The organism is Aestuariimicrobium sp. p3-SID1156, assembly GCF_025144225.1.
Lineage (GTDB): Bacteria > Actinomycetota > Actinomycetes > Propionibacteriales > Propionibacteriaceae > Aestuariimicrobium.
In genome coordinates, this window is record NZ_JALXXB010000001.1 from 411,068 (window position 1) to 432,320 (window position 21,253).

22 protein-coding genes and 1 tRNA gene are annotated in these 21,253 nt (G+C 67.3%); 7 read left to right on the forward strand and 16 right to left on the reverse strand.

The window, feature by feature from the left end; genetic code table 11:
* Window positions 1-42: 42 nt before the first annotated feature.
* Window positions 43-1,716, forward strand: coding sequence for a glucose-6-phosphate isomerase (pgi, locus tag M3G03_RS01885; RefSeq protein ID WP_259807679.1), 1,674 nt, complete (start codon window positions 43-45; stop codon window positions 1,714-1,716).
* Between the two features lie 21 nt (window positions 1,717-1,737).
* Window positions 1,738-2,424, forward strand: a complete 687-nt coding sequence (locus M3G03_RS01890; RefSeq protein WP_259807680.1) for a vancomycin high temperature exclusion protein — start codon at window positions 1,738-1,740, stop codon at window positions 2,422-2,424.
* Between the two features lie 21 nt (window positions 2,425-2,445).
* Here the strand turns inward: M3G03_RS01890 and M3G03_RS01895 are convergent, their stop codons facing one another.
* Entirely contained in the window at window positions 2,446-3,612 is a 1,167-nt protein-coding gene (locus M3G03_RS01895) for a nucleotide sugar dehydrogenase (RefSeq protein WP_259807681.1), read from the reverse strand.
* A 99-nt stretch (window positions 3,613-3,711) separates the two neighbouring features.
* On the opposite strand from M3G03_RS01895, the gene M3G03_RS01900 reads away from it, so the two are divergent.
* Complete coding sequence (locus M3G03_RS01900) at window positions 3,712-4,341, forward strand: hypothetical protein (RefSeq protein ID WP_259807682.1); 630 nt, start codon at window positions 3,712-3,714, stop codon at window positions 4,339-4,341.
* Window positions 4,342-4,350: 9 nt separating this feature from the next.
* Here the strand turns inward: M3G03_RS01900 and M3G03_RS01905 are convergent, their stop codons facing one another.
* The gene (locus M3G03_RS01905) at window positions 4,351-5,181 is read right to left on the reverse strand and encodes an aldo/keto reductase (protein WP_259807683.1); all 831 of its coding nucleotides are present in this window, start codon (window positions 5,179-5,181) and stop codon (window positions 4,351-4,353) included.
* A gap of 67 nt (window positions 5,182-5,248) precedes the next feature.
* On the opposite strand from M3G03_RS01905, the gene argS reads away from it, so the two are divergent.
* A complete protein-coding gene (gene argS, locus M3G03_RS01910) occupies window positions 5,249-6,898 on the forward strand; it encodes an arginine--tRNA ligase (protein WP_396121847.1) in 1,650 nt (549 codons plus the stop codon).
* Window positions 6,899-6,962: 64 nt separating this feature from the next.
* On the opposite strand, the gene ppgK is transcribed toward argS, so the two are convergent.
* Genes ppgK through M3G03_RS01935 form a run of 5 tightly spaced genes read right to left on the reverse strand, consistent with a single transcriptional unit; the run spans window position 6,963 to window position 11,179 of the window.
* Complete coding sequence (ppgK, locus tag M3G03_RS01915; RefSeq protein ID WP_259807685.1) at window positions 6,963-7,805, reverse strand: polyphosphate--glucose phosphotransferase; 843 nt, start codon at window positions 7,803-7,805, stop codon at window positions 6,963-6,965.
* A 10-nt stretch (window positions 7,806-7,815) separates the two neighbouring features.
* A complete protein-coding gene (locus tag M3G03_RS01920) occupies window positions 7,816-9,351 on the reverse strand; it encodes a PH domain-containing protein (RefSeq protein WP_259807686.1) in 1,536 nt (511 codons plus the stop codon).
* Window positions 9,348-9,887 carry a PH domain-containing protein gene (locus tag M3G03_RS01925; RefSeq protein WP_259807688.1) on the reverse strand — a complete coding sequence of 180 codons (540 nt, stop codon included), beginning with the start codon at window positions 9,885-9,887 and terminating at the stop codon, window positions 9,348-9,350. The genes M3G03_RS01920 and M3G03_RS01925 overlap by 4 nt, the downstream gene beginning before the upstream one ends.
* Window positions 9,884-10,492 carry a DUF4303 domain-containing protein gene (locus M3G03_RS01930; RefSeq protein ID WP_259807690.1) on the reverse strand — a complete coding sequence of 203 codons (609 nt, stop codon included), beginning with the start codon at window positions 10,490-10,492 and terminating at the stop codon, window positions 9,884-9,886. Before M3G03_RS01930 ends, M3G03_RS01925 begins: the two co-directional genes overlap by 4 nt.
* 42 nt (window positions 10,493-10,534) lie before the next feature.
* Window positions 10,535-11,179 (reverse strand): DUF1707 domain-containing protein, encoded by a 645-nt coding sequence (locus M3G03_RS01935; protein ID WP_259807691.1) that lies wholly within the window; start codon window positions 11,177-11,179, stop codon window positions 10,535-10,537.
* Window positions 11,180-11,366: 187 nt separating this feature from the next.
* Here M3G03_RS01935 and M3G03_RS01940 point away from each other — a divergent pair, with 187 nt between their 5' ends.
* Window positions 11,367-12,782, forward strand: coding sequence for a nitronate monooxygenase (locus M3G03_RS01940; protein WP_259807692.1), 1,416 nt, complete (start codon window positions 11,367-11,369; stop codon window positions 12,780-12,782).
* Window positions 12,783-12,784: 2 nt separating this feature from the next.
* Here the strand turns inward: M3G03_RS01940 and M3G03_RS01945 are convergent, their stop codons facing one another.
* Window positions 12,785-13,345 (reverse strand): histidine phosphatase family protein, encoded by a 561-nt coding sequence (locus tag M3G03_RS01945; RefSeq protein ID WP_259807694.1) that lies wholly within the window; start codon window positions 13,343-13,345, stop codon window positions 12,785-12,787.
* Window positions 13,346-13,403: 58 nt separating this feature from the next.
* Here M3G03_RS01945 and M3G03_RS01950 point away from each other — a divergent pair, with 58 nt between their 5' ends.
* On the forward strand, window positions 13,404-13,835 hold the full coding sequence (locus M3G03_RS01950) for a thioesterase family protein (protein WP_259807696.1): 432 nt from the start codon (window positions 13,404-13,406) through the stop codon (window positions 13,833-13,835).
* 3 nt (window positions 13,836-13,838) lie between these two features.
* Here M3G03_RS01950 and M3G03_RS01955 read toward each other — a convergent pair whose 3' ends face one another.
* The 5 genes from M3G03_RS01955 to M3G03_RS01975 all read right to left on the reverse strand — a co-directional run bounded on the left by M3G03_RS01955 (window position 13,839) and on the right by M3G03_RS01975 (window position 16,580).
* Window positions 13,839-14,309, reverse strand: coding sequence for a pyridoxamine 5'-phosphate oxidase family protein (locus M3G03_RS01955; protein ID WP_259807698.1), 471 nt, complete (start codon window positions 14,307-14,309; stop codon window positions 13,839-13,841).
* Window positions 14,310-14,403: 94 nt separating this feature from the next.
* Window positions 14,404-14,477: transfer RNA gene (locus tag M3G03_RS01960), tRNA-Gly, on the reverse strand.
* A 71-nt stretch (window positions 14,478-14,548) separates the two neighbouring features.
* Entirely contained in the window at window positions 14,549-15,124 is a 576-nt protein-coding gene (locus M3G03_RS01965) for a type II toxin-antitoxin system PemK/MazF family toxin (RefSeq protein WP_259807699.1), read from the reverse strand.
* Between the two features lie 9 nt (window positions 15,125-15,133).
* Entirely contained in the window at window positions 15,134-15,889 is a 756-nt protein-coding gene (locus M3G03_RS01970) for a fructosamine kinase family protein (protein WP_259807701.1), read from the reverse strand.
* Between the two features lie 4 nt (window positions 15,890-15,893).
* Complete coding sequence (locus M3G03_RS01975; RefSeq protein ID WP_259807703.1) at window positions 15,894-16,580, reverse strand: hypothetical protein; 687 nt, start codon at window positions 16,578-16,580, stop codon at window positions 15,894-15,896.
* Window positions 16,581-16,712: 132 nt separating this feature from the next.
* On the opposite strand from M3G03_RS01975, the gene M3G03_RS01980 reads away from it, so the two are divergent.
* Window positions 16,713-17,375, forward strand: coding sequence for an HAD family hydrolase (locus tag M3G03_RS01980; protein WP_259807704.1), 663 nt, complete (start codon window positions 16,713-16,715; stop codon window positions 17,373-17,375).
* A 182-nt stretch (window positions 17,376-17,557) separates the two neighbouring features.
* On the opposite strand, the gene M3G03_RS01985 is transcribed toward M3G03_RS01980, so the two are convergent.
* From M3G03_RS01985 to M3G03_RS01995, 3 genes are all read right to left on the reverse strand, one after another.
* Complete coding sequence (locus M3G03_RS01985) at window positions 17,558-19,060, reverse strand: acetyl-CoA hydrolase/transferase family protein (RefSeq protein ID WP_259807705.1); 1,503 nt, start codon at window positions 19,058-19,060, stop codon at window positions 17,558-17,560.
* 184 nt (window positions 19,061-19,244) lie between these two features.
* Window positions 19,245-20,075, reverse strand: a complete 831-nt coding sequence (gene serB / locus M3G03_RS01990; RefSeq protein ID WP_259807706.1) for a phosphoserine phosphatase SerB — start codon at window positions 20,073-20,075, stop codon at window positions 19,245-19,247.
* Between the two features lie 10 nt (window positions 20,076-20,085).
* Window positions 20,086-21,129 carry a class I SAM-dependent methyltransferase gene (locus tag M3G03_RS01995; protein WP_259807707.1) on the reverse strand — a complete coding sequence of 348 codons (1,044 nt, stop codon included), beginning with the start codon at window positions 21,127-21,129 and terminating at the stop codon, window positions 20,086-20,088.
* Window positions 21,130-21,253 lie beyond the last annotated feature (124 nt).

A 21,253-nucleotide genomic window follows, 5' to 3' on the forward strand; every position in this document is an offset into this window, starting at 1 on the left:
CGACCCGACCGCGCGGGACCGGCCCAAAGTAGGGTGGGGGACATGCAGACCCCGGTTGATTGCACCTCCACCCGAGCCTGGTCCGAGCTGACCACCCTCGCCGCCAACCTCCACCCCGACCTGCGGTCCTGGTTCGAGAAGGACCCCGACCGAGCGGCCCGTTTCAGCCTGACGGCCGGTGACCTGTTCGCCGACCTGTCCAAGAACTGGATCACCGATGACGTCGAGGCGGCGCTGATTGCGCTCGCCGAGGAGTGCGGCGTCCCGGAGCGTCGTGAGGCGATGTTCACCGGCGAGAAGATCAACGTCACCGAGAACCGCGCCGTCCTGCACACCGCCCTGCGTGCACCGCGCGGCAGCCACGTGATGGTCGAGGGCGTGGACGTCGTCGACGACGTCCACGCCACCCTCGACAAGGTCTACGACTTCGCCGAGAAGGTGCGCTCGGGGCAGTGGACCGGTGTCACCGGCAAGTCGATCAAGACCGTGGTCAACATCGGCATCGGTGGATCTGATCTTGGTCCGGTGATGGTCTACGAGGCGTTGCGCCCCTACAAGACCGACGCGCTGGACTGCCGTTTCGTCTCCAACATCGACCCGGCCGACATCGCGGAGAAGACCGCCGACCTCGACCCTGAGACGACGCTGTTCATCGTGGCCTCCAAGACCTTCACCACCCTGGAGACCCTCACCAACGCCCGTCTCGCCCGTGCCTGGCTGCTGGAGACGCTGCAGCAGCAGGGAGCGATCGACGGCAGCGACTCCAAGGCGTCCGAGGCGGTGGCGGCGCACTTCGTGGCCGTCTCGACCGCACTGGACAAGGTGGCGGCCTTCGGTATCGACCCCCAGAATGCCTTCGGCTTCTGGGACTGGGTCGGCGGACGCTACTCGGTGGACTCCGCTGTCGGTACCGCCGTGGCCGTCGCGATCGGGCGCGAGAACTTCCAGGACCTGCTGGCCGGTTTCCACACCATGGACCAGCACTTCCGCAACGCTCCATTGGCGCAGAACCTGCCGGTGCTGATGGCCATGCTGAACATCTGGTACGTGAACTTCTACGACGCCCACAGCCACGCGGTGCTGCCCTACGCGCAATACCTGCACCGCTTCGCCGCCTACCTGCAGCAGTTGACCATGGAATCCAACGGCAAGTCGGTTCGGTGGGATGGCTCCCCGGTCACCTGTGACACCGGCGAGATCTTCTGGGGCGAGCCCGGCACCAATGGCCAGCACGCCTTCTACCAGCTGATCCACCAGGGGACGCGCTTGATTCCCTGCGACTTCATCGCCGTCGCCACCCCGGCGCATCCGCTGAAGGACAACGGCACGGACGTCCACGAGCTGTTCCTGAGCAACTTCTTCGCCCAGACCGCCGCCCTGGCCTTCGGCAAGACCGCCGACGAGGTCCGCGCCGAGGGCACCGCGGAGGAGATCGTGCCGGCTCGAGTTTTCGAGGGCAACAAGCCGACCACCTCGATCATGGCCCCGGCGCTGACCCCCTCGGTGGTGGGTCAGCTGATCGCGCTCTACGAGCACATCACCTTCGTCCAGGGCGTCATCTGGGGCATCGACTCCTTCGACCAGTGGGGCGTGGAGCTGGGCAAGAAGCTCGCCACCCAGATCGCTCCCGCTGTCCAGGGGGACGCGGACGCCCTGCACGAGCAGGACGCCTCCACCCAGCAGCTGGTGCGCTACTACCGGGAGCACCGCCGCTGATTTGAGCGTCATACTGGTCACGTGAGTTCCGACGAGAAGCCCCGCCGCCACCTGCTGCGCTACGTCCTGCGCGTGTGCGGCGGGTTCGTTGCGCTCTCGCTTCTGGCCGTCTTCGGGCCGACGCTGTTCGTGCTCACCCTCAGCCTGGGACGCACGCACGACAGTGTCGGGGAGACTCCTGTGCGTGATGTCGCAATGGTTCTGGGCGCCGGTCTCAACCCCGACGGGACGCCCAGCCCCTTCCTCAGGGCACGTCTGGACCTGGGCGCTGACCTGTACGACGCGGGCAAGGCGAAGGTGATCATCGTTTCCGGGGCGGTCGACGGCTACTACAACGAACCACGCGCGATGAAGCGCTATCTGGTGAACCAGCGCGGGATCCCCGAAGCGCGCATCGTCACCGACAACGCTGGCTACAACACGTGGAGCTCCTGCGTCCGGGCGAAGAAGATCTTCGGCGTCGACTCACTGACCGTGGTCACCCAGGGCTACCACCTGCCACGGTCGGTGGCCGCCTGCCGGTTGGCGAAGGTGGACGCCCAGGGCCTGGGCGACACATCAGTCAAGACCCATTCCCGTCCGTGGCGCTTCGGACAGGTTCGCGAGATCGGCGCCAACATCAAGTTGGTCTACGACTGGGCCCGGAATGCCCAACCGGCGCTGGGTGCACCGCGGGACGACGTCCAGGTGGCGCTGCGGGGGGCCTGACCGCTGGCGGGAGTGGCCGGGTCAGTCCGAGCCGAAGAGGTCGCGAGTGTAGACCTTGTCCGCGACATCCTCCAGCTCGGCCGAGTGCCGGTTCGCGATGATCACGTCGGCGCGCTGCTTGAACTCCTCCAGGTCCCGCACGACCTCTGAGCGGTAGAACTCCTCGTCCTCCAGCGTCGGCTCGTAGACGATCACCGGGATGCCCTTGGCCTTGATCCGCTTCATGATTCCCTGCACCGAGGAGGAGCGGAAGTTGTCCGAGCCGGTCTTCATGGTCAGCCGGTAGACCCCCACCACCGCCGGGTTCTTGTCGATGATGTCGAAGGCGATGAAGTCCTTGCGGGTGGTGTTGGAGTCCACGATCGCCCGGATCAGGGTCTGCGGCACCTGGTCGTAGTTGGCCAGCAGCTGCTTGGTGTCCTTGGGCAGGCAGTAACCGCCGTAGCCGAAGGAGGGGTTGTTGTAGTGCTGCCCGATGCGCGGGTCGAGGCCGACGCCGTCGATGATCTGGCGGGTGTCCAGCCCGTGCTTCGAGGCATAGGTGTCCAGCTCGTTGAAGTAGGCGACGCGCATCGCCAGGTAGGTGTTGGCGAACAGCTTGATCGCCTCGGCCTCGGTGGCGCCGGTGAACAGCACCGGGGTGTCCGAATCGAGCGAGCCCTCCTTGAGTAGTTGGGCGAACTTCTTGGCCCGCTCGCTGCTGGACCCGACCACGATGCGGGAGGGGTGCAGGTTGTCCCACAGCGCCTTGCCCTCGCGGAGGAATTCGGGGCTGAAGATGATCTCCTGGTCGGGGAACAGCGCCCGCTGGGTCTCGGTGTAGCCGACCGGAATGGTCGACTTGATCACGATCGTTGCTTGCGGGTTCACGCTCGCGACCAGCTCGATCACCGAGTCCACGCTGGAGGTGTCGAAGAAGTTGAGCACCTCGTCGTAGTTGGTCGGGGTTGCGATGATCACGAAATCGGCCCCCTCGTAGGCAGCCTCCGCGTCCGTGGTGGCCGTCAGGTCGAGCGTGTGCTGGGACAGGTACTCCTCCAGCAGCGCGTCAACGATGGGCGACTCACGCCGGTTGACCTGCTCGACGCGCTCGGGGTTCAGGTCGACGGCCACCACCTCGTGGTGCTGGGCGAGGATGACGGCATTGGCGAGGCCCACGTACCCGAGGCCGGCGACGGCGATCTTCATGGATGTCAGCCTAGAGGCCACCAGCGCCAGCCCTCGATCTGGGGACTCCTCGGCGTGCTTGACCGGCGCATCGTTCCGCGCGGTCGCTACGGTGGACACATGCCCGCGACCGTCACCCCCGCCACCGTCCTGGTGCTCCATCGGTTCACGGTGAAACCGGGGCACCTGGGGGCCTGGGAGCCGCTGTTCGAGCAGCGTCGTGCCCTGTGGGACGCCCAGGGGTGGCATACGCACCGAGTCTTCGTCGAGACCGACGCCGAGCCCAAGGTGACCTGGCTCTACTCAGGTGCCGCGGGAACGTCCACCCCCGTGGAATGGGCCGAGCTGGAGCAGCAGACGCGTCCCCATGTCTTCGGCAATGCGCTGGTGCGGATGGTCAACGTGGAGTTCCTCACCGAGGCGGTGCCGGGGGAGGCCGGCCCGCTGGGCGCCGAGCTGGACCGGATCGCGATCATGCGTCGCTACTCGATCGTCGGCGACTGGGACGACTTCCTGGGCATCTGGCGGCGCATCGTCCCGCTGCGGGAGCGCCACGGCTTCCACTGCCTGTTCGCGGTTGCCGACCGCGAGAAGGACATGTTCACCTGGGCGTTCGACTTCGCGGGCCAGTGGGAGGATTTCGGCTCGGGGCAGCGCGAGTACTACCGGGACCCGGAGCGGGTGGCATTGCGCGGGGTGTTCGACCACATGGCCGACTACAGCATCCACCCCGCGCACTGCCTGGTGTGAAGCCTCGCGTCAGAAGTCGGCGGTCTCCGGATCGGCACCCTGGCGATGACCCGAGTCCAGCCCACTCAGGGCGTCCACCTGCGCGGGGGTGAGTTCGGCGCCGAAGACGTCGAAGTTCTCCTCGATGCGCTTCGGGGTCACCGACTTGGGGATCACGATGTTGCCGATCTGCAGGTGCCAGCGGATGATCACCTGCGCCGGGGACAAACCGGTCTGCTCGGCGATGCCCTTGACTGCCGGCAGCTCCAGGTCGGAGGGCTCCTTCTGGTTGCCCAGCGGGGAATAGGCCTCGGGCGTGATGCCGCGAGCCCTGAGCTCCTCGCGGAAGGTCAGCTGCGGGAAGGAGGGGTGCATCTCGATCTGGTTGATGCTGGGGGTCTCGCCGTTCAGCGTGTCCAGGTTCGCGAGGGTGAAGTTGGAGACGCCGACCGAGCGTGTCAGGCCCTCGGCCTTGAACTCCTGCAGCGCATCCCAGGCCTCGATGTACTCCTCGCCGTACTTGACGGTCGCCGGCCAATGGATCAGGTAGAGGTCGAGCTGGTCGAGACCGAGCTTCTTCAGGGTCTCCTCGATGCCGCGGCGGGCGTCAGCCTTCTTGTGGCTGTCATTCCACAGCTTGGAGGTGACGAACAGCTGGTCACGGGCGACGCCCGACTCGGCGATGGCCTTGCCCACACCGCGCTCGTTGCCGTAGATGGCGGCAGTGTCGATGTGGCGGTAGCCGACCTCAAGGGCCTTGAGGACCGGGTCGACGACCTCCGCATCATCCACCTGCCACACGCCGAAACCGAGCTGGGGGATCGTCACACCGTCGTTCAGCGTGATCAAGGGAACAGTCATGGGACACCTTTCTTTGTCTGCCCTGCCAGCCTAGTCGCGGGAAAACAGCGGGGGTGGGCGTGGAAGAATGGACGCCATGCCCTCTGCGTCCCTCTTGTCCCAGCTCACCGATCGCGTCCAGGCTGTCACAGGCATTGACCCGGAGATGCGTCCGGCGACCAAGCCCCAGTTCGGCCACTTCCAGTCGAACGTGGCGATGCGCCTGGCCAAGAGTGAGGGACGCCCACCGCGCGAAGTGGCCGCCCAGCTCGTCGAGAAGCTCGAGCTGGACGACCTGTGCGAGCCGCTGGAGATCGCCGGCCCCGGCTTCATCAACTTCCGGATGAAGCAGGAAGTGCTGGCCGCTGCTGCCGAGCAGATCCTCGAGGATCCGCGCATCGGCATCCCCGAGACCGACCAGCCCCAGCGCGTGGTCATCGACTACTCCGCGCCGAATGTCGCCAAGCAGATGCACGTCGGCCACCTGCGCACCACGATCATCGGCGACGCGTTCAACCGCGTCCTGGCCGCGACCGGCCACACGGTCATCCCGCAGAACCACATCGGTGACTGGGGAACGCCTTTCGGCATGCTGATCGAACAGATCCTCGATGAGGGTCTGGACGCGTCCACGTTGACGCTGGCTGACGCGGACGCCCTCTACAAGCGCGCCGCCGCGCACTTCAAGGACGACGAGGAGTTCGCCACGCGCGCCCGCGCCCGGGTGGAGGTCTTCCAGTCCGGTGACGAGGAGTCCCTCGCCATCTGGCGCCAGCTCATCGCGATCAGTCTGACCGGCTTCAACGAGGCCTACCGACGCCTGAACGTGCTGCTGACCGATGCCGACCTGGCGGGGGAGTCGACCTACAACGACGACCTGCCCGTGCTGGTGAAGGAGCTCGAGGAGTCCGGGGTCGCGGTGATCGACGACGGCGCTCTCTGCGTCTTCGTCGACGGCTTCGACGCCCCGCTGATCGTGCGCAAGCGTGACGGCGGCTACGGCTACGCGACCACTGACCTGGCCGCCATCAGGCGGCGCGTGCGGGAGCTGAGGGCTGACCGGATCATCTACGTCACCGACGCCCGCCAGTCGGGCCACTTCGCGCAGGTCTTCGCCGTCGCGAAGAAGGCCGGCTACCTGCCCGAGAACGTCCAGGTGCAGCACATCGGCTACGGCATGGTGCTCGGCGATGATGGACGCCCGCTGAAGTCGCGCGACGGGTCTGCCGCGAAGCTGTCCGACCTGCTCGACCTGGCCGAGGAGAACGCCGCCCCCTCGATCGCCCTGGCCGCGATCAAGTATGCCGACCTGTCCTCGGGCCTGCAGAAGGACTACACCTTCGACCCGCAGCGGATGACCCAGACCACCGGCGACACCGGCCCCTACCTGCAGTACGCGCATGCTCGTTGCTGCCAGATCCTGCGCAAGGCCGAGGCTGAGGAGCTCCCGGTCGGTCCGATCACGGTGTTGACCGAGCCCGGGGAGCAGCAGCTCGCGCTGCTGCTGTCACGCTTCGGGGAGGTGGTGGAGGACGTCGCCCGCACCCTCGCCCCCCACAAGCTGAGCAACTACCTCTACGAACTCGCCGGCCAGTTCGCGTCCTTCTACGAACAGTGCCCCGTTCTCAAGAGCGAGGGGGACGTTCGCGCGAGCCGCCTGGGCCTGGTGCTGGCGACCCGGCGAGTGATGTCCAAGGGACTCTACCTGCTCGGGATCGACGCCCCTGAGCGGATGTGAACGCCCGCCCCCAGACGCCCCCAGCGCACTGAGGTGAGGGCCCGAGGAAGGGAAGGCGGGGGGACTACTTCTTCTTGGAGTGCTTGCCCTTGACGGTGTCCTCCGCGCCGGGGCCACCGGCGAAGCTCTCAAGGATGACCGGGTCCGGGTCCGGGTGCACGACTCGATCCTGGGCGAGCCAGGCGGCGCCGATGATGCCGGCCTTGTTGCGCAGCTGCGCGGGAACCATGGGGGTCTTCAGGCTGAGCAGCGGCATGAACTTCGCGTGGTCTCGGCTGACACCACCTCCGACGACAAACAGGTCCGGGCTGAACAGCATCTCCACGTGGGAGTAGTAGCGCTGCAGCCGCGGTGCCCACTCCTTGTAGGACAGGCCGAGACGGTCCTTGACCGAGGAGGCCGCCTCCTTCTCGGCGTCCTTGCCGTCGATCTCGAGGTGACCCAGCTCGGAGTTCGGCACCAGCAGCCCGTTGAGGATCAGCGCCGAGCCGATGCCCGTGCCGAGCGTGGTCAGGATGACCAGACCGTTGACGCCTTTGGCGGCACCAAAATGGGTTTCAGCGACGCCCGCGGCGTCCGCGTCGTTGACGATGGTGACCGGACGCCCCAACTTGTCCTGGAAGTACTTTTCCGCCTCCAGACCCTTCCACTCCTGGTCCAGGTTGGCGATGAAGGGCACCTTGCCGTGCACGACGGGGGCAGGCAAGGTGATGCCGACCGGACCGTCGCCGACCTGGTCGGCGAAGTTCTCGATGATCTCGGCGCAGACCTTGACGACGTTCTTGGGAGTGGACTTCGACGGGGTTTCGATCCGCAGCCGATCCGCAGCGAAGTCACCTGCCTCCAGGTCAACCGGGGCACCCTTGATGCCCGAACCGCCGATGTCGATGCCCAGCACGTTGCTCATGGGCACCACACTAGGGCACGCGCGCGACCAATCTGGTGCCGAGGGCACGACGACGTTCCCGGACGCCACGAGCCAGCGCCGGATGGTCTCGCACCACCGCCTGGGCATCGCGCAGGTCCAGCCAGGTGAATGCGACCGACACCGGGCTCTGGATCAGGTGGAATTGGACCGAGGCCAGGCCCAGCCGACGATCCAAGGGGTCCTGAGTGAGCGACAGGGACTGGGCGCGGGAGTGGTCGATCACGTTCACGGTGCGGCCGAAGCGCCCGTAACGGGTGACCGCGACCTCCTGGTCCATGCCCCACAAGTGCTGACGCCAGCCCCACCACAGGAACCACCGCGCGCGGCGAGGTACTCCACACATCGGAACCCGGTCAAGGTCCACGCCGGGCCACAATGCGTGGGCAACTCGCATGGCCTCCTCCCAGGTGCCCAGGGGCAGGACTGTGTCGCTGATGGAGTCCTCGTCGTCGCTCTCATTGCCCAGGATGGCCGCGCGCACGCTCCACAAACCGAGCGGACGCCACAACAAGGGCTGGTGCAGTCGCAAACCCTGGACTCGAGCAGTGGGGGTGGTGGACGTCGCGAGATCGGTCAGTCCGCAACTGATGCGCAGACCATGCCGGGTCTCCTCGACCCGGAACCGCCATTCCTTCACGACCTGGCGGACGTACACCACGCCCATCGAGAGCCACAACGGGATCACCAGGCCAAGGCTGAGTTCGCTTCCTGTCCACAGGGCGAAGACCACCATGCCGGCGGTGATGAGCAGTGGCCAGATCCACGCCCGATCCGCCAGGTGCCCCAGGATCAGGGTGCGGGGCTGCACCTGCACGATCAGGCGCCCCGGTTCGGTCAGGTCCGGCAGGCTCGCAGAGTGCTGCCCCTGCGGCAGCACATCGCGAGGGGGTGGGCCATCCCCCTGGTGCGAGGACTGGGTGACGTTCTCCACCGTCGTCGCAGGCGCCTGTGGGGCGCGTGCCCGTACGGCGCGGGCGAGGAGGTCCTGGCGCAACTGCTCGGCCGCGCCCCGTGTCAAGTAGCGAAGCTGGCTCGACCCGTCGCCGCCCACCTCCACGCGCAGCTCGCACAGGCCGAGGAGACGCGCGGAGAACGGCTGGCGGATGTCGACTGACTGCACCTTGCGGTACGGCGTCTGGGTGGAGGTCTGGGTAATGAACCGCTGTTCGATCACCAGACCGTCCGACTCCAGCCGATAGCGAGTCGTCAGCCAGCGGACAAACCCCCAGCCGATCGAGAGAACCAGCCCGAGGCCGAGGATGATGGGAGTCGCGGGGTCGGTGATGACCTTGAGCAGCGAGTCCAGACTGACTCCCTCATCCAGCGTCTCGCGGCCGATCAGGAAGGCCGCCCCCACCAGGCCCGCCCACACCGACACCAGCGGGGTGAGCGGGTGGGTTCGATGGGCAGGGGCTGCACTGGAGGGTTCCGCAGCGTTGTCGCCGATGGGCGCCACGGTCTCGTCCGGGGGCTCTTCGCCGGTGGCGTCCGCAGGGGGACGCGGCGGAGTCGGGATCGAACTCACAGTTCGGCCGCCTGCTCCTCGCCGAGGCGGGAGAGTTCCTCGCGCAACCGGTCGGCTTCGTCCGCAGCGAGACCGGGGATCATGGCGCTGTTGGCGTCCGTGGCGGTCTTCATGGTGACGGTGGCCAGGCCGAAACTGCGCAGGATGGGACCGGCGCTGACCTCAACTGTCTGCATGCGGCCGTAGGGGATGACCTGGAGTTCCTTGAACATCAGGCCGTGGCTGATCATCAGGTCGTGCTCTGTCTGCGCGTAGTGCCAGGCCCGTGCTCGACGTCCGGCGGTGATGGTACGCCACAGGATGATCAACACCCAGAAGGCTCCGAGCGCGAGGGCTGCCCAGCGTGGCGCCCAGATCACCGTTGGAACGAGGGTGATGGCTGCCAGGACGAGCCACCCGATGGGCGTGTTGATCAGCTCGACGGTGGCGTACTTCGGGTCGAGCGGCTTCCAGTCGTAGCCGGCCGGGAGGAAGACCGGATCGGTGGTCACCGTAGCGGTCGTCGCCGCGTGAGGACCCATGCCTTCGGCGCTCATGCGGTGGGCGCCTGACGCTGGAGTTCGCCCACGAAGGCGCGGTAGAGCTCGATCCTGGGCTCGTCGTTCATCAGCGACACCCAGCGCAACTCGGCGGCCGGATCGACCATCCCGACCACAGAGAGCATCCGCACCGAGTTGGGGAACTCGAGGAAGGCCTGCGCCTCGTGCAGGGCGGCCATGGCCAGGGCGGCGGCCTCCCAGGCGACGCGTGGCCAGTAACTCTCGTCCTCAGCTCGGACGCGGGAAGCCAGCGTCCCGAACTCCTCCCACATGGCGTACAGGTCGGCGGTGGCCGGGATCTGGGTCGTGCGGGTGCTGTGGGGCCACTGGGCGGGCGCCCAGCTGAGCAGGAGATCCCAGTCCATGGCGGCGCCCCGGGAGTAGGCCGGGTCCCGGCGCAGGGCCAGCGCTTCCTGGTGGTCCTCGCGACGGTAGACCGCTGCCTCCAGTTCTGTCCCCTCACGGTTGCTCAGCAGGGCGAAACCAAGGATGTCGTCATCAGGAGTCTCGCCGATGAGCTGGTCAAAGACGTGGCCGATGACCTCGGCGAAGTCCTCGATGCGGGAGTTGAACAGGGCAGCAGTGGCGGGGTCCAGGGGCACGGACCCAAGGGTAGCCGGGCGGAGGACTGGAACCCCGCGGGCTCAGGCGCGTCCGAACAGCTTGTCAGCGAAGGAGACGTGGTCGGGGCCGATCACCTTCACATCACCCATCAGCGAGAACCCGGTCAGGGTGATGGTGATCGGGTTGGGGCCGGGGCGAAGACCCTTGAGTGTCACGTCAGCCAGCAGTGAGGACACGTGGTTCGAGACCGCCACCCCGGCTGGCACCCGCAGGATCACATCACCCATCACACAGTTCACGTGAACTCTGGGCTGCGGGCTCTCCAGCACTGCCTGGGTGAGGTCGAGCTTGATGGTGCCCATGACGGTGGTCGCGTTGGTGTCCTGGCGCATCCGCCATTCTGCGGTGCGCTTGTGGTCACCCAGGATCGCGGTGATCGTGTCGGTGGCCTGGGTGGTGTTGTGGGTGTCGATGCGGGCCACCGGTGCGTCCGCGGCGGGCGTGGAGTACTGCGTCGCATGGGTCAGCTGGTGCCCGACCGGGACGAGATCCTCGGTCAGGGGGGCAAGGTCGTTGAAGGTGCGCGCCCTCCACAGGTTGCCCAGACGCTCGTCCAGCTCGTCGCGGGTCAGGCGTCCGTCGACGTAGGCGTTGTTGAGGACTTCTTCGACCAGGGTGCGATCGGCGTCGGACGCGCGCAGGTCTCCACGAGCGGGCTGGGTCATGCTCCCCATGGTGCCACTGAGGTGATAGCTGGACCATGGTGCAAGCCCCAGTTCAGGGTCGGGTCAGGGCGCGGGTACCGCTGCCCGGACGGCCTGCTTGCCGGACAGTGTTCTGACCGCCGGGTGCAAATAAGTTACGCTACCGTAGGTTACGCAACCGTAGTTTGTGGACCTTTGGAGGACCCGGATGAACGAGCATTCGCTTCCCACCGTGATCCAGGGCGGCATGGGCGTGGCGGTCTCATCGTGGAGGCTTGCCCGTGAAGTCAGCCTGGCCGGTGAGCTCGGAGTGGTGTCCGGCACCGCCCTCGACACCGTGCTCGCACGGACGCTGCAGGATGGCGATGTCGGCGGGCACTACCGCCGTGCGCTGGCGCAGTTCCCAAACCAGTTGGTTGTCGAGCGCGTCCTGAAGCGGTACTTCAAGCCCGAGGGACGCCAGGGGGCGCCCTATCGCCCGTCTCCCACGCTGACGGTCGACCCTGCCCAGGACACCATCGAACTCTGCGCGCTGGCGAACTTCGCCGAGGTCTGGCTGGCCAAGGAGGGCCACGACGGCATCATCGGAGTGAACTTCCTGGAGAAGATCCAGATGGGGACACCCAGCGCCGCCCTCGGGGCCGTCATCGCCGGCGTGGACTACGTGCTGATGGGAGCGGGTATTCCGCGTGAGATCCCGCAGCTGCTGCGTGACCTGTCGGCCGGGCGCGTGGGAGGCGTCCACATCGACGTCGCCGGCGGGGCCCCGTACTGGTCCACCGTCGACCCGGCCTCGGTGCTCGGACCGAACCCGCCCACCTTCGAGACCCCGCGCTTCCTGGCGATCATCTCGGTGCATTCGCTGGCCGGCTTCCTCAACCGCGACGAGAAAATCAAGCCCTTCGGCTTCGTGGTGGAGGGCCCGATCGCCGGCGGCCATTCCGCGCCGCCGCGAGGCAAGCTGACCCTCGACGAGGTCGGGGACCCGATCTACGCCGACAAGGACATGGCTGACCTGGAGAAGATGCGCGGCTTCGGTTCGCCCTTCTGGCTGGCCGGTGCCTACGCCACTCCGGAGGCCGTGCAGGCCGCTCGCGACGCCGGAGCTGAGGGCGTCCAGTGCGGAACGATCTTCGCCTTTGCGCAGGAGTCGGGGCTGACTGACGAGGTGCGCGGGCAACTGCTGGCCCAGCTCGGGGCGGGGGAGTTGCAGGTGCGCAATGACCCGCGCGCCTCCCCGACTGGCTTCCCGTTCAAGATCGCCCAGATGCCCGGCACGCTCAGCGACGAGGAGGTCTACCAGGCGCGTCCGCGGCTGTGTGACCTGTCCTACCTGCGCCAGGCCTACCTCCGTGAAAACGGACGCATCGGCTACCGCTGTGCGTCCGAACCCGTCGACGCCTACCTGCGCAAGGGCGGCAGGATCGAGGACACCGTCGGGAGAAAGTGCCTGTGCAACTGCCTGACCGCCAACATCGGGCTCGGTCAAGAACGCAAGGACGGCTACGTCGAGGCCTTCGGCGTCACCCTCGGGCAGGACCTCGAGGGCCCGAAGCGGATGCTGGAGACCCACCCGAGTGGGTGGCGCGCCAGGGATGCTGTGGACTTCCTGCTGGGGCGCTGAGCTCAGACGTTCCAGCGCACGATGGCTGGTGACTCCTTCTCAAAGCCCAGGATGCTGACGGTGCCCGTCTTGAGGGGGATCTGGGCGCCCAATTCGAGGCCCCAGCCCAGCCAGACGCAGGCCAACGCACGGGACGCATGTCCGTGGCTGAACACAATGGCCTTGTCGACGCCGGACTCCTGCACCCGCTTCACGACCCGACCGAGTCGCTCCACGACCTGCTCACGAGTCTCGCCGTTCTTGGGATCAGTCGTCCAGATGCGCCAGTCCGGGTTCTCCTTGCGGATGTCGGCGGAGGTCCTGCCCTCGTAGTCGCCGTAGAACCACTCGACCAGGTCCTCGGTGACCTCGGCGTCCCCGAAACCGGCCAGCTCAGCGGTGCGTCGGGCCCGCAACCGCGGACTGGTGAGCACCAGGCCGAAATCCCCCCGGGTGAGTTCCTCACCGACCTTGCGGGCCTCGTCCTTGCCCGTGGGGGTCAGGTCCAGGTCGGTGACGGAGGTGTGCTGACCCGACTTGGACCAGATCGTTTCGCCATGCCGGACGATGTACAGGTCGGTCATGGTCCGAGCCTACGTGTGACCTTCCGCATGGCGCGTCCCTCGTGGTCTACTGGGCAGCATGATCGAGCCGGGCAGCACCTCAACATTCACCTACACCGTTCCCCTGGAACGCACGGTTCCCTACCTCTATCCCGAGTCCGAGGAGTTCCAGACGGTCCCGAACGTCTTCGCGACCGGCTACATGGTCGGCCTGCTGGAGTGGGCCTGCATGCGGCATCTGGAGGAATCCGGCCACCTCGAGGACGGCCAGATCTCGGTGGGCACCCACATCAACGTGAGCCACACCGCCGCGACCCTTCCGGGGCAGGTCGTCACGGTGGACGTGACCTGCACGGCAGTCGGCGCCCGCTCGGTCGACTGGGAGGTCACGGCACGCGATGAGCGCGACGAGATCACCTCGGGCACCCACCAGCGCGCTGTCCTTGACAAGGAGCGCTTCCTCTCCGGCCTGCGCAAGAAGTCCGATCAGGTGCGGCAGTCGGAGTCCTGAGGCTCAGAGCGCCACGGTGCCCGACTCGCCCGAACCCGGCTTGTCGCCGGTCACCGCAGCCTTGAGCATGCTCACCAGAGCGACGGGAGCCGCTGGCGAATCCCAGTAGCGCGCTGAATCGCAGTGCACGGCCAGGATCACATTGTTCGGGTTCTCGGGCCCGCCCTCGGTGAAGGCCTCGTTGGCGGGGTTCCAGAGTTCCGTCTTCTTCTCCACGTCATCGCGGATCTCGCCGGTGCCGGTGATGGAGACGAAATCCATGCCGTCGACGAATGCCAGGTTGACCGCCCTGCCCTCGGACTGCACGGCGACCTCTTCCGAGCGCTGGGTGACGAACAAGATCGTCCAGTCATCCGACACCTCTTGGGGCGTCATCGGGCGCGACACGATCTGCCCCTCCTCGTTCAGCGTGCTGAACATGGCGAACTTGGCGCCGTCCACGAGCTTGCGGATCTTCTTCTGGTCATCGGCCATGGTGCTCTCCTCCGTGGTGGGTGTGCTGTCACCCTGTCACGGGGACGCAGGCCGCGAGGCAGAACGGAGAAGTTCTCAGCTCAGGGGGCATGAATGGAGCGGGCGACGGGAATCGAACCCGCGTGTCCAGCTTGGGAAGCTGGCGCTCTACCATTGAGCTACGCCCGCATGTCAACGACGACTGGATGAGTCTAGCGCACCCTTCACCGCGCTCAACATCTGCCCCACGGCGTCGGTGATCAGGAGCGGCGGCGTCGACGGACCTCGACCGCCACCTGGTTGAAGATCTCGTCAGGGACCGCAACCCCCTCGCGCCGCACCTGCCGGGGATCCACCCGCACGATGCGGTCCACGCGAGCCTCCGACTCGCGTCCTCGTGGGTCCCATGCGCCTCGCCCGATGTCGACCCAGTAGCGCCCGGCGCCGGCCTCCTGGGCGGCGTCGCGATCATGGTCCTTGCTGGTGAGGGGGAGCCCGAGCAGCCACTCGCCATCGCGTCCGATGAGCAGCACCGGACGGTCCTTGCCGTTGCGATGGTCTTCCTCATAGGGCACCCAGGTCCACACCACTTCGCCGGGGTCGGGCAGGTTCCCAGGGTGCGGCGCGTAGGTGATCTCCAGCGGGCCCGAGAAGTCGCCGGGGTACGTCTCAGCCAGCACCGGTGGCTGCCTTCGTGGGCTGCGCGCCTTCTTCCTCGGACGCGGCAGCACGTCGCGACGCGGCTTCTGCTCGCGCAACGAGTCGTTGATCGTGTTCTTCAGCGCGGTCCCCACGACCTGCTTGAAGATTCCGGCGGCGGTCGACCAGGCGCTCATGCCTCGACCCTAGCCCGTCGCGGCCGCAAACGCCTCCATCGTGGACGCCAGGTAGCCACCGCCGAAACAGGCCACGTGCACCAGCAAGTGGTGCAGCTGGTGCACCGGGACGCGCTGGCGCCATCCGTCGGCCAGCGGATACTCCTCCTGGTATGCGGCCAGAACCCGCTCCAGCTGGGGGAGTCCGAACAGCTGCAGCAGTGCCAGGTCGAGCTCGCGATGCCCGCCATGCGCAGAAGGATCGATCAGCGTCGCACCCTCCGGCGTCCAGAGGACATTGCCCGACCACAGGTCGCCGTGCACGGGGGAGGCCGGGTCCGCGGTCTCGAAACGGTCGATCATCCGACCAAGATCATCAACCCGTGCCAGGAGGCTTTCGTCTGCACGTCCACGATCGACGCAGACCTTCGCCGTGGGACGCAGGCAGTCCTCGACCCAGTGTTCTGCCCAGGAGTCGCGACTGCGCAGGGCCAGCGGCAGCAGGTCCTCGTTGGGGCCGAGCCAGCCGTCCCCCTCCCAGCCCTCGGGCGGGGAGCCGAAGCCTGCAGCGGACTCACGGTGGAGCGCGGCCAGGTGGCGTCCGAAGGTTTCGGCGGACCCTGGGGTCGCGCGATCGGACGTGAGCTGATCAAGGTCGAGGTGAAGGCCCTCGACGGCAACGACCCCGACCACTGGAACCCGGTCGAACGACGACAGCCAGCGCAACCCGGCCGCCTCCCACTGGGCAGCCTCGACGAAGGGTGCAGTCTTGCGGAAAGTCGCCATGTGGTCAGGAGGTGACGTAGCGGTCCAGCGGTCCGTACCTGACGCGATCGAAGTACTGCGGGTGGCGGATGTCCTCCGCGCGGAAGGCGGCCCAGTGGTCAAAGTAGCGCTTGACCGGGGGCAGCCACAGCACCCCGGCGCCGACCATCGCCAGAGGAATCGCGACCAGGGCGATCGGGTGCAGCAGGAAGGCGAGCAGGCTCAGCCCCGCAGCGATGAGTGCCACCGGGCGACTCCAGCGCCAGCCGTTCCACGCCTGGAAAGCGGCGATGGAGGGGCCTGCGGCGACCGCCAGGGCGACCAGCGCGATCACGCACACCCATACCACCGACTGCCACGACCCCGGTCGCGGAGTCGTCCACGACAACAGCCGAGCAGACTCGTGGAAGCGGATGATGTTGATGGCCTCCCACCAGAAGAAGCCGAAGCCGACCGCAGTGGCCACCGTTGAGGCGTACAGGAAACCGGCTCCCACCAGCATCACCGGATCGCGCCTGGGCTGGCCCGTCGCCGGGCTGACCCGCATCGCCTCGGCTGGCTCCGGCAGGGGAGGGAAGGTCTGGATGGTCTTGGTCCCGGCGGGGCCGGTCTCCGCCGGCCGCGAGAGCATCGCCTCCTGTGGGGGGATCGGTGCCGTCGGCTGCGGGTAGGGCGCAGTGGGCTGGCTGTGCGGGATCTGCTGCTCGCCCATGCCCCTGGTGTCCTTTCGTGCCGTCGACGTCCCGTCCACCCTAGCGCGGCGGGTACCCACACCAATGGCGCGTGTCATCGCCCACGGTGGACTCCTTCCATCACTCGAAGCGGGATTCGTTAGCCTGAGGGAGTGATTTCTGACGAGCCCCTCCGCCAGCCGCGCTGGACGACCGCGATCTTCGACCTCGACGGCACGCTGGTGAACACCGTGGAGCTCATCGTGGAATCCTTCCGGCACGCCGAGCGGGAGGTCCGCGCCGGTGACGTCGACCCCGACATCGCGCGGTCCTGGATGGGCCGCAGCCTGGTGGACATCTACGGGGACGCACCCGATGCCGGGACCATGATCGAGGCCTACCTGCGGTTCAACCACGCGAACCTCGAGGTCCTGCAGACCAGCTATGAGGGCGTGGTCGACCTACTCCAGGACCTCTCCCGTGCCGGCGTCAAGGTCGGTGTCGCCACCTCCAAGGGACGCGAGTCCGCCCGCCGCAGCGTGGCTTCTGCGGGCCTGGACGACCTGGTGGAACTCACCACCACCGCCGACGAGACGGTCCTGCACAAGCCCCACCCCGACCCCATCCTGCACGCCCAGCGCATGCTTGACGCCGGCGATGAGCAGTGCGTCTACATCGGCGACGCGATCTGGGACATTCGTGCGGGCAGGGCCGCGGGCATCGACCAGATCGGCGTCACCTGGGGTGCCGGCGACACCGCCGACCTGGAGGCCGAGACACCCTCCGCCGGCGTCGCCCACTCCGTGGACGAGCTCCGCGACCTGCTGCTGGCCTGAGCCCTTCTGATCACGGTCCACTGATCCGCACCGACGCGGGCAGAGAGGGACGCATCGGCCGCCAAGGCCGAGCCGCGTCCACCTCTGCCCGGCGTGCGCCGCAACACGCCGTGCCCAGAACGCGCATCCCCCACGTGCGCGGGCAGGTGGGGGATGGCGAGGTGGGGAGGGAGCCGGTCAGCTCACTTCATGGAGCCGTCCTCGAGGAACTTCACGTGCCAGCTGAGGGCGGTCGACAGGTCATGCGGGGTGTGCATGCCGTTGGCCTTCTTGGCAGCGCGCTCGACGTACTCCTCCAGCAGGGGGCGGTAGTCGGGGTGCGCGCAGTTCTCGATGACCTTCTTGGCGCGCTGGCGGGGAGCCAGGCCACGCAGGTCGGCGAGGCCCTGCTCGGTGATGATGACCGACACGTCGTGCTCGGTGTGGTCGACGTGGTTGACCATCGGGACGATCGCCGAGATGGCGCCACCCTTGGCGGTCGAGGGGGACACGAAGCAGCTGAAGCGGGAGTTGCGGGTGAAGTCGCCCGAACCGCCGATGCCGTTCATCATGCGGGAGCCCATGACATGGGTGGAGTTCACGTTGCCGTAGATGTCGGCCTCGATCATGCCGTTGCAGGCGATGACACCCATGCGTCGGATGGCCTCGGGGCTGTTCGAGACGTCCTGGGGCCGCAGGATGATCTTCTTCGCGTACTCGGACGCGTTGTCGTTCATCTTGGCGGCGTACTCCGGCGACAGCGAGAAGGCGGTGGCCGAGGCGACGGTCAGCTTGCCCGAGTCGAGCAGGTCGACCATGCCGTCCTGGATGACCTCGGTGTAGGAGGTCATGTTCTCGTACTTGCTGTCGAGCAGACCGGCCAGCACCGCGTTGGCGATGTTGCCGACACCGGACTGCAGCGGGGCCAGGTTCTCCTCGAGGCGGCCGGCCTTGATCTCGGACTCGAAGAAGTCGAGCAGGTAGCCGGCGATCTTCTTGGAGTCCTCGTCCAGCGGCTTGAACGGGGAGTTGCGGTCGGGGTCGCTGGTCTCGACGATGGCGATCACCTTGGCCGGGTCGATCTTGTAGACCTTGTCACCGATGCGGTCGCTGGGCTTGTTGATCGGCAGCGCACGACGGTTCGGCGGCATCACGGCGATGTCGTAGTAGATGTCATGCATGCCGTAGAGGCCCTCGGACTGCCATGAGTTGACCTCGATGATGATCTTGTCGGCCATCTCGAGGTAGGTGCGGTTCATGCCGACCGAGCTGGAGGGGACGACACCCTCCTCGGTGATGGCAGAGGCCTCGATCACTGCCACGTCCAGCCCCCCGAAGAAGCCGTAGGCCATCTGGTTGTGCAGGTGCGACAGGTGGATGTCGGTGTAGTAGGTGACGCCCTCGTTGATCTTGTTGCGCAGGATCGGGTCGGACTGGTAAGGGGTGCGGAACTCCATGCCGTCCGTCGCTGCCAGCTCGCCGTCGAGCTCGGGGGCGGTCGAGGCGCCGGTGAAGGCGCTGATCTTGAAGTCCTGGCCCTTCTCGCGCTCAGCCTTGATGCGATTGGCGAGGGCGACGGGCACCTCCTTGGGGTAGCCCGATCCGGTGAATCCTGCGAATCCGATCTTCGCGCCGTTGGGGATCAGTGCGGCAGCCTCGTCGGCCGACATGACCTTCGAGCGGTAGGCCTCGTTGGCAATCCTCATTCTTGCTTTCCTCCTTGAAAGGTCCGGTCGCAACGCGCACGCTGGTCCGGCGTCATCGCTGGGCACAACCGTACCCTTTACGGGCACCAAAGACACCCCCCGTCCGCCTATCAATCTTGACGTCAACAGATCGTGGGGACGCCCGGAGCTGCTCGCTCGGCTGGGTCCAGCACGAGGGTGCAGGTCAGTCCATGACCAGGTAGCCGAGGGCGGCGTCCAGGCGGGGGAAGGAGATGGTGGCGTCGGCCTGTTCGGCAGTGACCGGCTTGGCGCAGTAGGCGATTCCGAGGCCGGCGCGCGAGAGCATCAGCAGGTCGTTGGCGCCATCCCCGATCGCCACCGACTCCTCCACGGCGCAGCCAGCCAACTCGCAGTAGTGCTGCAGCGTGGCGGCCTTGGCCTCGCGGTCGATCACAGGCCCTGTGATGCGTCCGGTCAGCGCCCCCTCGGGGGAGATCTCGAGGGTGTTGGCGGTGGCGTAGTCGATACCGAGCTGGTCGACCAGGGGCTGGACGATCTCGATGAACCCGCCCGAGACCACGCCCACCTTGCCACCGGCGGCATGGATCGCCTCGACCAGGGCCGCGGCCCCGGGCTGGAAGGCGATCTGTTCGCGCACCTCGTCCAGGACGCTGACGGGCAGCCCCTCCAGGCAGGCGACCCGCTCGATGAGGCTCTGGGCGAAGTCCAGCTCACCCTGCATGGCGCGTTCGGTGATCTCGGCGACCTTCTCGCCCAGGCCGGCGTGCTCGGCGAGCAGGTCGATGGCCTCGGAGGTGGTCAGGGTCGAGTCGACATCCAGCACCAACAGCTTCGGGGGGCGCAGGCTGAGCGGCTCACGCACCCGTCCGCGATCAACCATGGGCAACTCGACATCGCCCTGAACCTGGTCCACCGACCAGCCCCAGTCGTGGCGCCGGGCGTGGTCGAGGCCGGCAGGCGGCAGTCCCTCACCGATGAGGATGGTGCGGGCGGGTGGCTCGAGCTGGTCGAGGGCCTGGTCCAGAGCGCTCATGGGCCAGAGACTATCGGCCTCCTCCACGTCCGGGGCGCAGTCGCGCCACGGTGTACCCGCGGTTCTGCGCGACCACCTCGGCCTGGCCGTGGCGTCGCATCCGGGCCAGCCAGGGCAGGTGGGAGTTGAAGGTCAGCCACACCTCACCGCCGGGAAGGAGCTGTTCTGCCGCCAGGTCGATCATGGTGAGCGTGGCGCTGGAGTCCTTGGCGGCACCCGCGTGGAAGGGCGGGTTGCTCACCACCAGGTCCCAGTGCCGTTCGCGCAGAACACGGTTGGCATCGTCCCAGTGGGCGTCCACCGTCAGTGTGTTGGACGCGACGGTGTCGCGGGTGGCCGCCCACCCCGCCCAGCTCAGGTCCGCGGCCACCACCGATGCGTCGGGGAGCGCACGGGACAGGGTGCTGGCGATGATGCCCGCGCCCGACCCCCAGTCCAGGACCTGACCGGGCTCGGAGTTGATCATGGTGTCGAAGCGATCCAACAACAGGGCGGTGGCCGGGTCGAGGCGGCCGGAGGCGAAGGTGGCGCCGTGTTGGACAATCTCCAGCGGACTGGCGCCCCCGCCGGCGGTCGGGAGGTCAATCTCGCGGCGACGCGGCCAGGGCCGGTTGCCCCCGGTCCGCGGGTGCAAGGCCCTCAGGACGCGTGACTTCTCGCGTCCCAAACTGGCCTCGACGGTGGCGAAATGTCTGGCCAACACGGAGTTCATCGTGGGCGACATGTGCTTGGTGCGTCCACCGAGGGCCAGGGCGGCGCCGGTGGGCGCGACCCAGCTGCAGAGCTGGTCGAGGGCGTCCAGGTCGCGGGGGAGCCGACCCCAGACCAGATCGAGCGCGTCCAGTTCTTCGTCGGGGGTGACCCGCTCCACGCCCTCGACGAGCCGGTGGTGTTCACTGGCAGAGTCGCAGAAGGCCAGCGTTCGAGCGCCCGTGGAGAGGGTGTGGGCGGCGAGCTCGGGGGAGTCCAGCACCAGAACCGTGTGCGAGGCGCCCGGGTGGATCGGGGACTCCTCAAGGAGGAGGCGGTCGGCGGGCTCAGGCAGGGGTGGCACGGCCCGAGCCTACGGCGCCACCAGGGGGTCGGCACGGGGAGTGGGGAGTCTCAGGTGCGGGTGGAGGGATTGTGGTGCTTCTTCCCCCATGCCCCTCGCTCAGGCAAGAATGGGCAGAGTCCGC

Excerpts from the sequence above, each read along its gene's own strand:
- M3G03_RS01950 (WP_259807696.1), top strand. The coding sequence starts at position 13,404 with ATGATCGAGCCGGGCAGCACCTCAACATTCACCTACACCGTTCCCCTG.
- argS (WP_396121847.1), top strand. The coding sequence starts at position 5,249 with ATGGACGCCATGCCCTCTGCGTCCCTCTTGTCCCAGCTCACCGATCGC.
- M3G03_RS01970 (WP_259807701.1), bottom strand. The coding sequence starts at position 15,889 with ATGGCGACTTTCCGCAAGACTGCACCCTTCGTCGAGGCTGCCCAGTGG.
- M3G03_RS01965 (WP_259807699.1), bottom strand. The coding sequence starts at position 15,124 with ATGAGCGCCTGGTCGACCGCCGCCGGAATCTTCAAGCAGGTCGTGGGG.
- M3G03_RS01940 (WP_259807692.1), top strand. The coding sequence starts at position 11,367 with ATGAACGAGCATTCGCTTCCCACCGTGATCCAGGGCGGCATGGGCGTG.
- M3G03_RS01925 (WP_259807688.1), bottom strand. The coding sequence starts at position 9,887 with ATGAGCGCCGAAGGCATGGGTCCTCACGCGGCGACGACCGCTACGGTG.
- M3G03_RS01905 (WP_259807683.1), bottom strand. The coding sequence starts at position 5,181 with ATGACTGTTCCCTTGATCACGCTGAACGACGGTGTGACGATCCCCCAG.
- M3G03_RS01975 (WP_259807703.1), bottom strand. The coding sequence starts at position 16,580 with ATGGGCGAGCAGCAGATCCCGCACAGCCAGCCCACTGCGCCCTACCCG.
- M3G03_RS01935 (WP_259807691.1), bottom strand. The coding sequence starts at position 11,179 with ATGACCCAGCCCGCTCGTGGAGACCTGCGCGCGTCCGACGCCGATCGC.
- pgi (WP_259807679.1), top strand. The coding sequence starts at position 43 with ATGCAGACCCCGGTTGATTGCACCTCCACCCGAGCCTGGTCCGAGCTG.
- ppgK (WP_259807685.1), bottom strand. The coding sequence starts at position 7,805 with ATGAGCAACGTGCTGGGCATCGACATCGGCGGTTCGGGCATCAAGGGT.
- M3G03_RS01895 (WP_259807681.1), bottom strand. The coding sequence starts at position 3,612 with ATGAAGATCGCCGTCGCCGGCCTCGGGTACGTGGGCCTCGCCAATGCC.
- M3G03_RS01900 (WP_259807682.1), top strand. The coding sequence starts at position 3,712 with ATGCCCGCGACCGTCACCCCCGCCACCGTCCTGGTGCTCCATCGGTTC.
- M3G03_RS01985 (WP_259807705.1), bottom strand. The coding sequence starts at position 19,060 with ATGAGGATTGCCAACGAGGCCTACCGCTCGAAGGTCATGTCGGCCGAC.
- serB (WP_259807706.1), bottom strand. The coding sequence starts at position 20,075 with ATGAGCGCTCTGGACCAGGCCCTCGACCAGCTCGAGCCACCCGCCCGC.
- M3G03_RS01945 (WP_259807694.1), bottom strand. The coding sequence starts at position 13,345 with ATGACCGACCTGTACATCGTCCGGCATGGCGAAACGATCTGGTCCAAG.
- M3G03_RS01955 (WP_259807698.1), bottom strand. The coding sequence starts at position 14,309 with ATGGCCGATGACCAGAAGAAGATCCGCAAGCTCGTGGACGGCGCCAAG.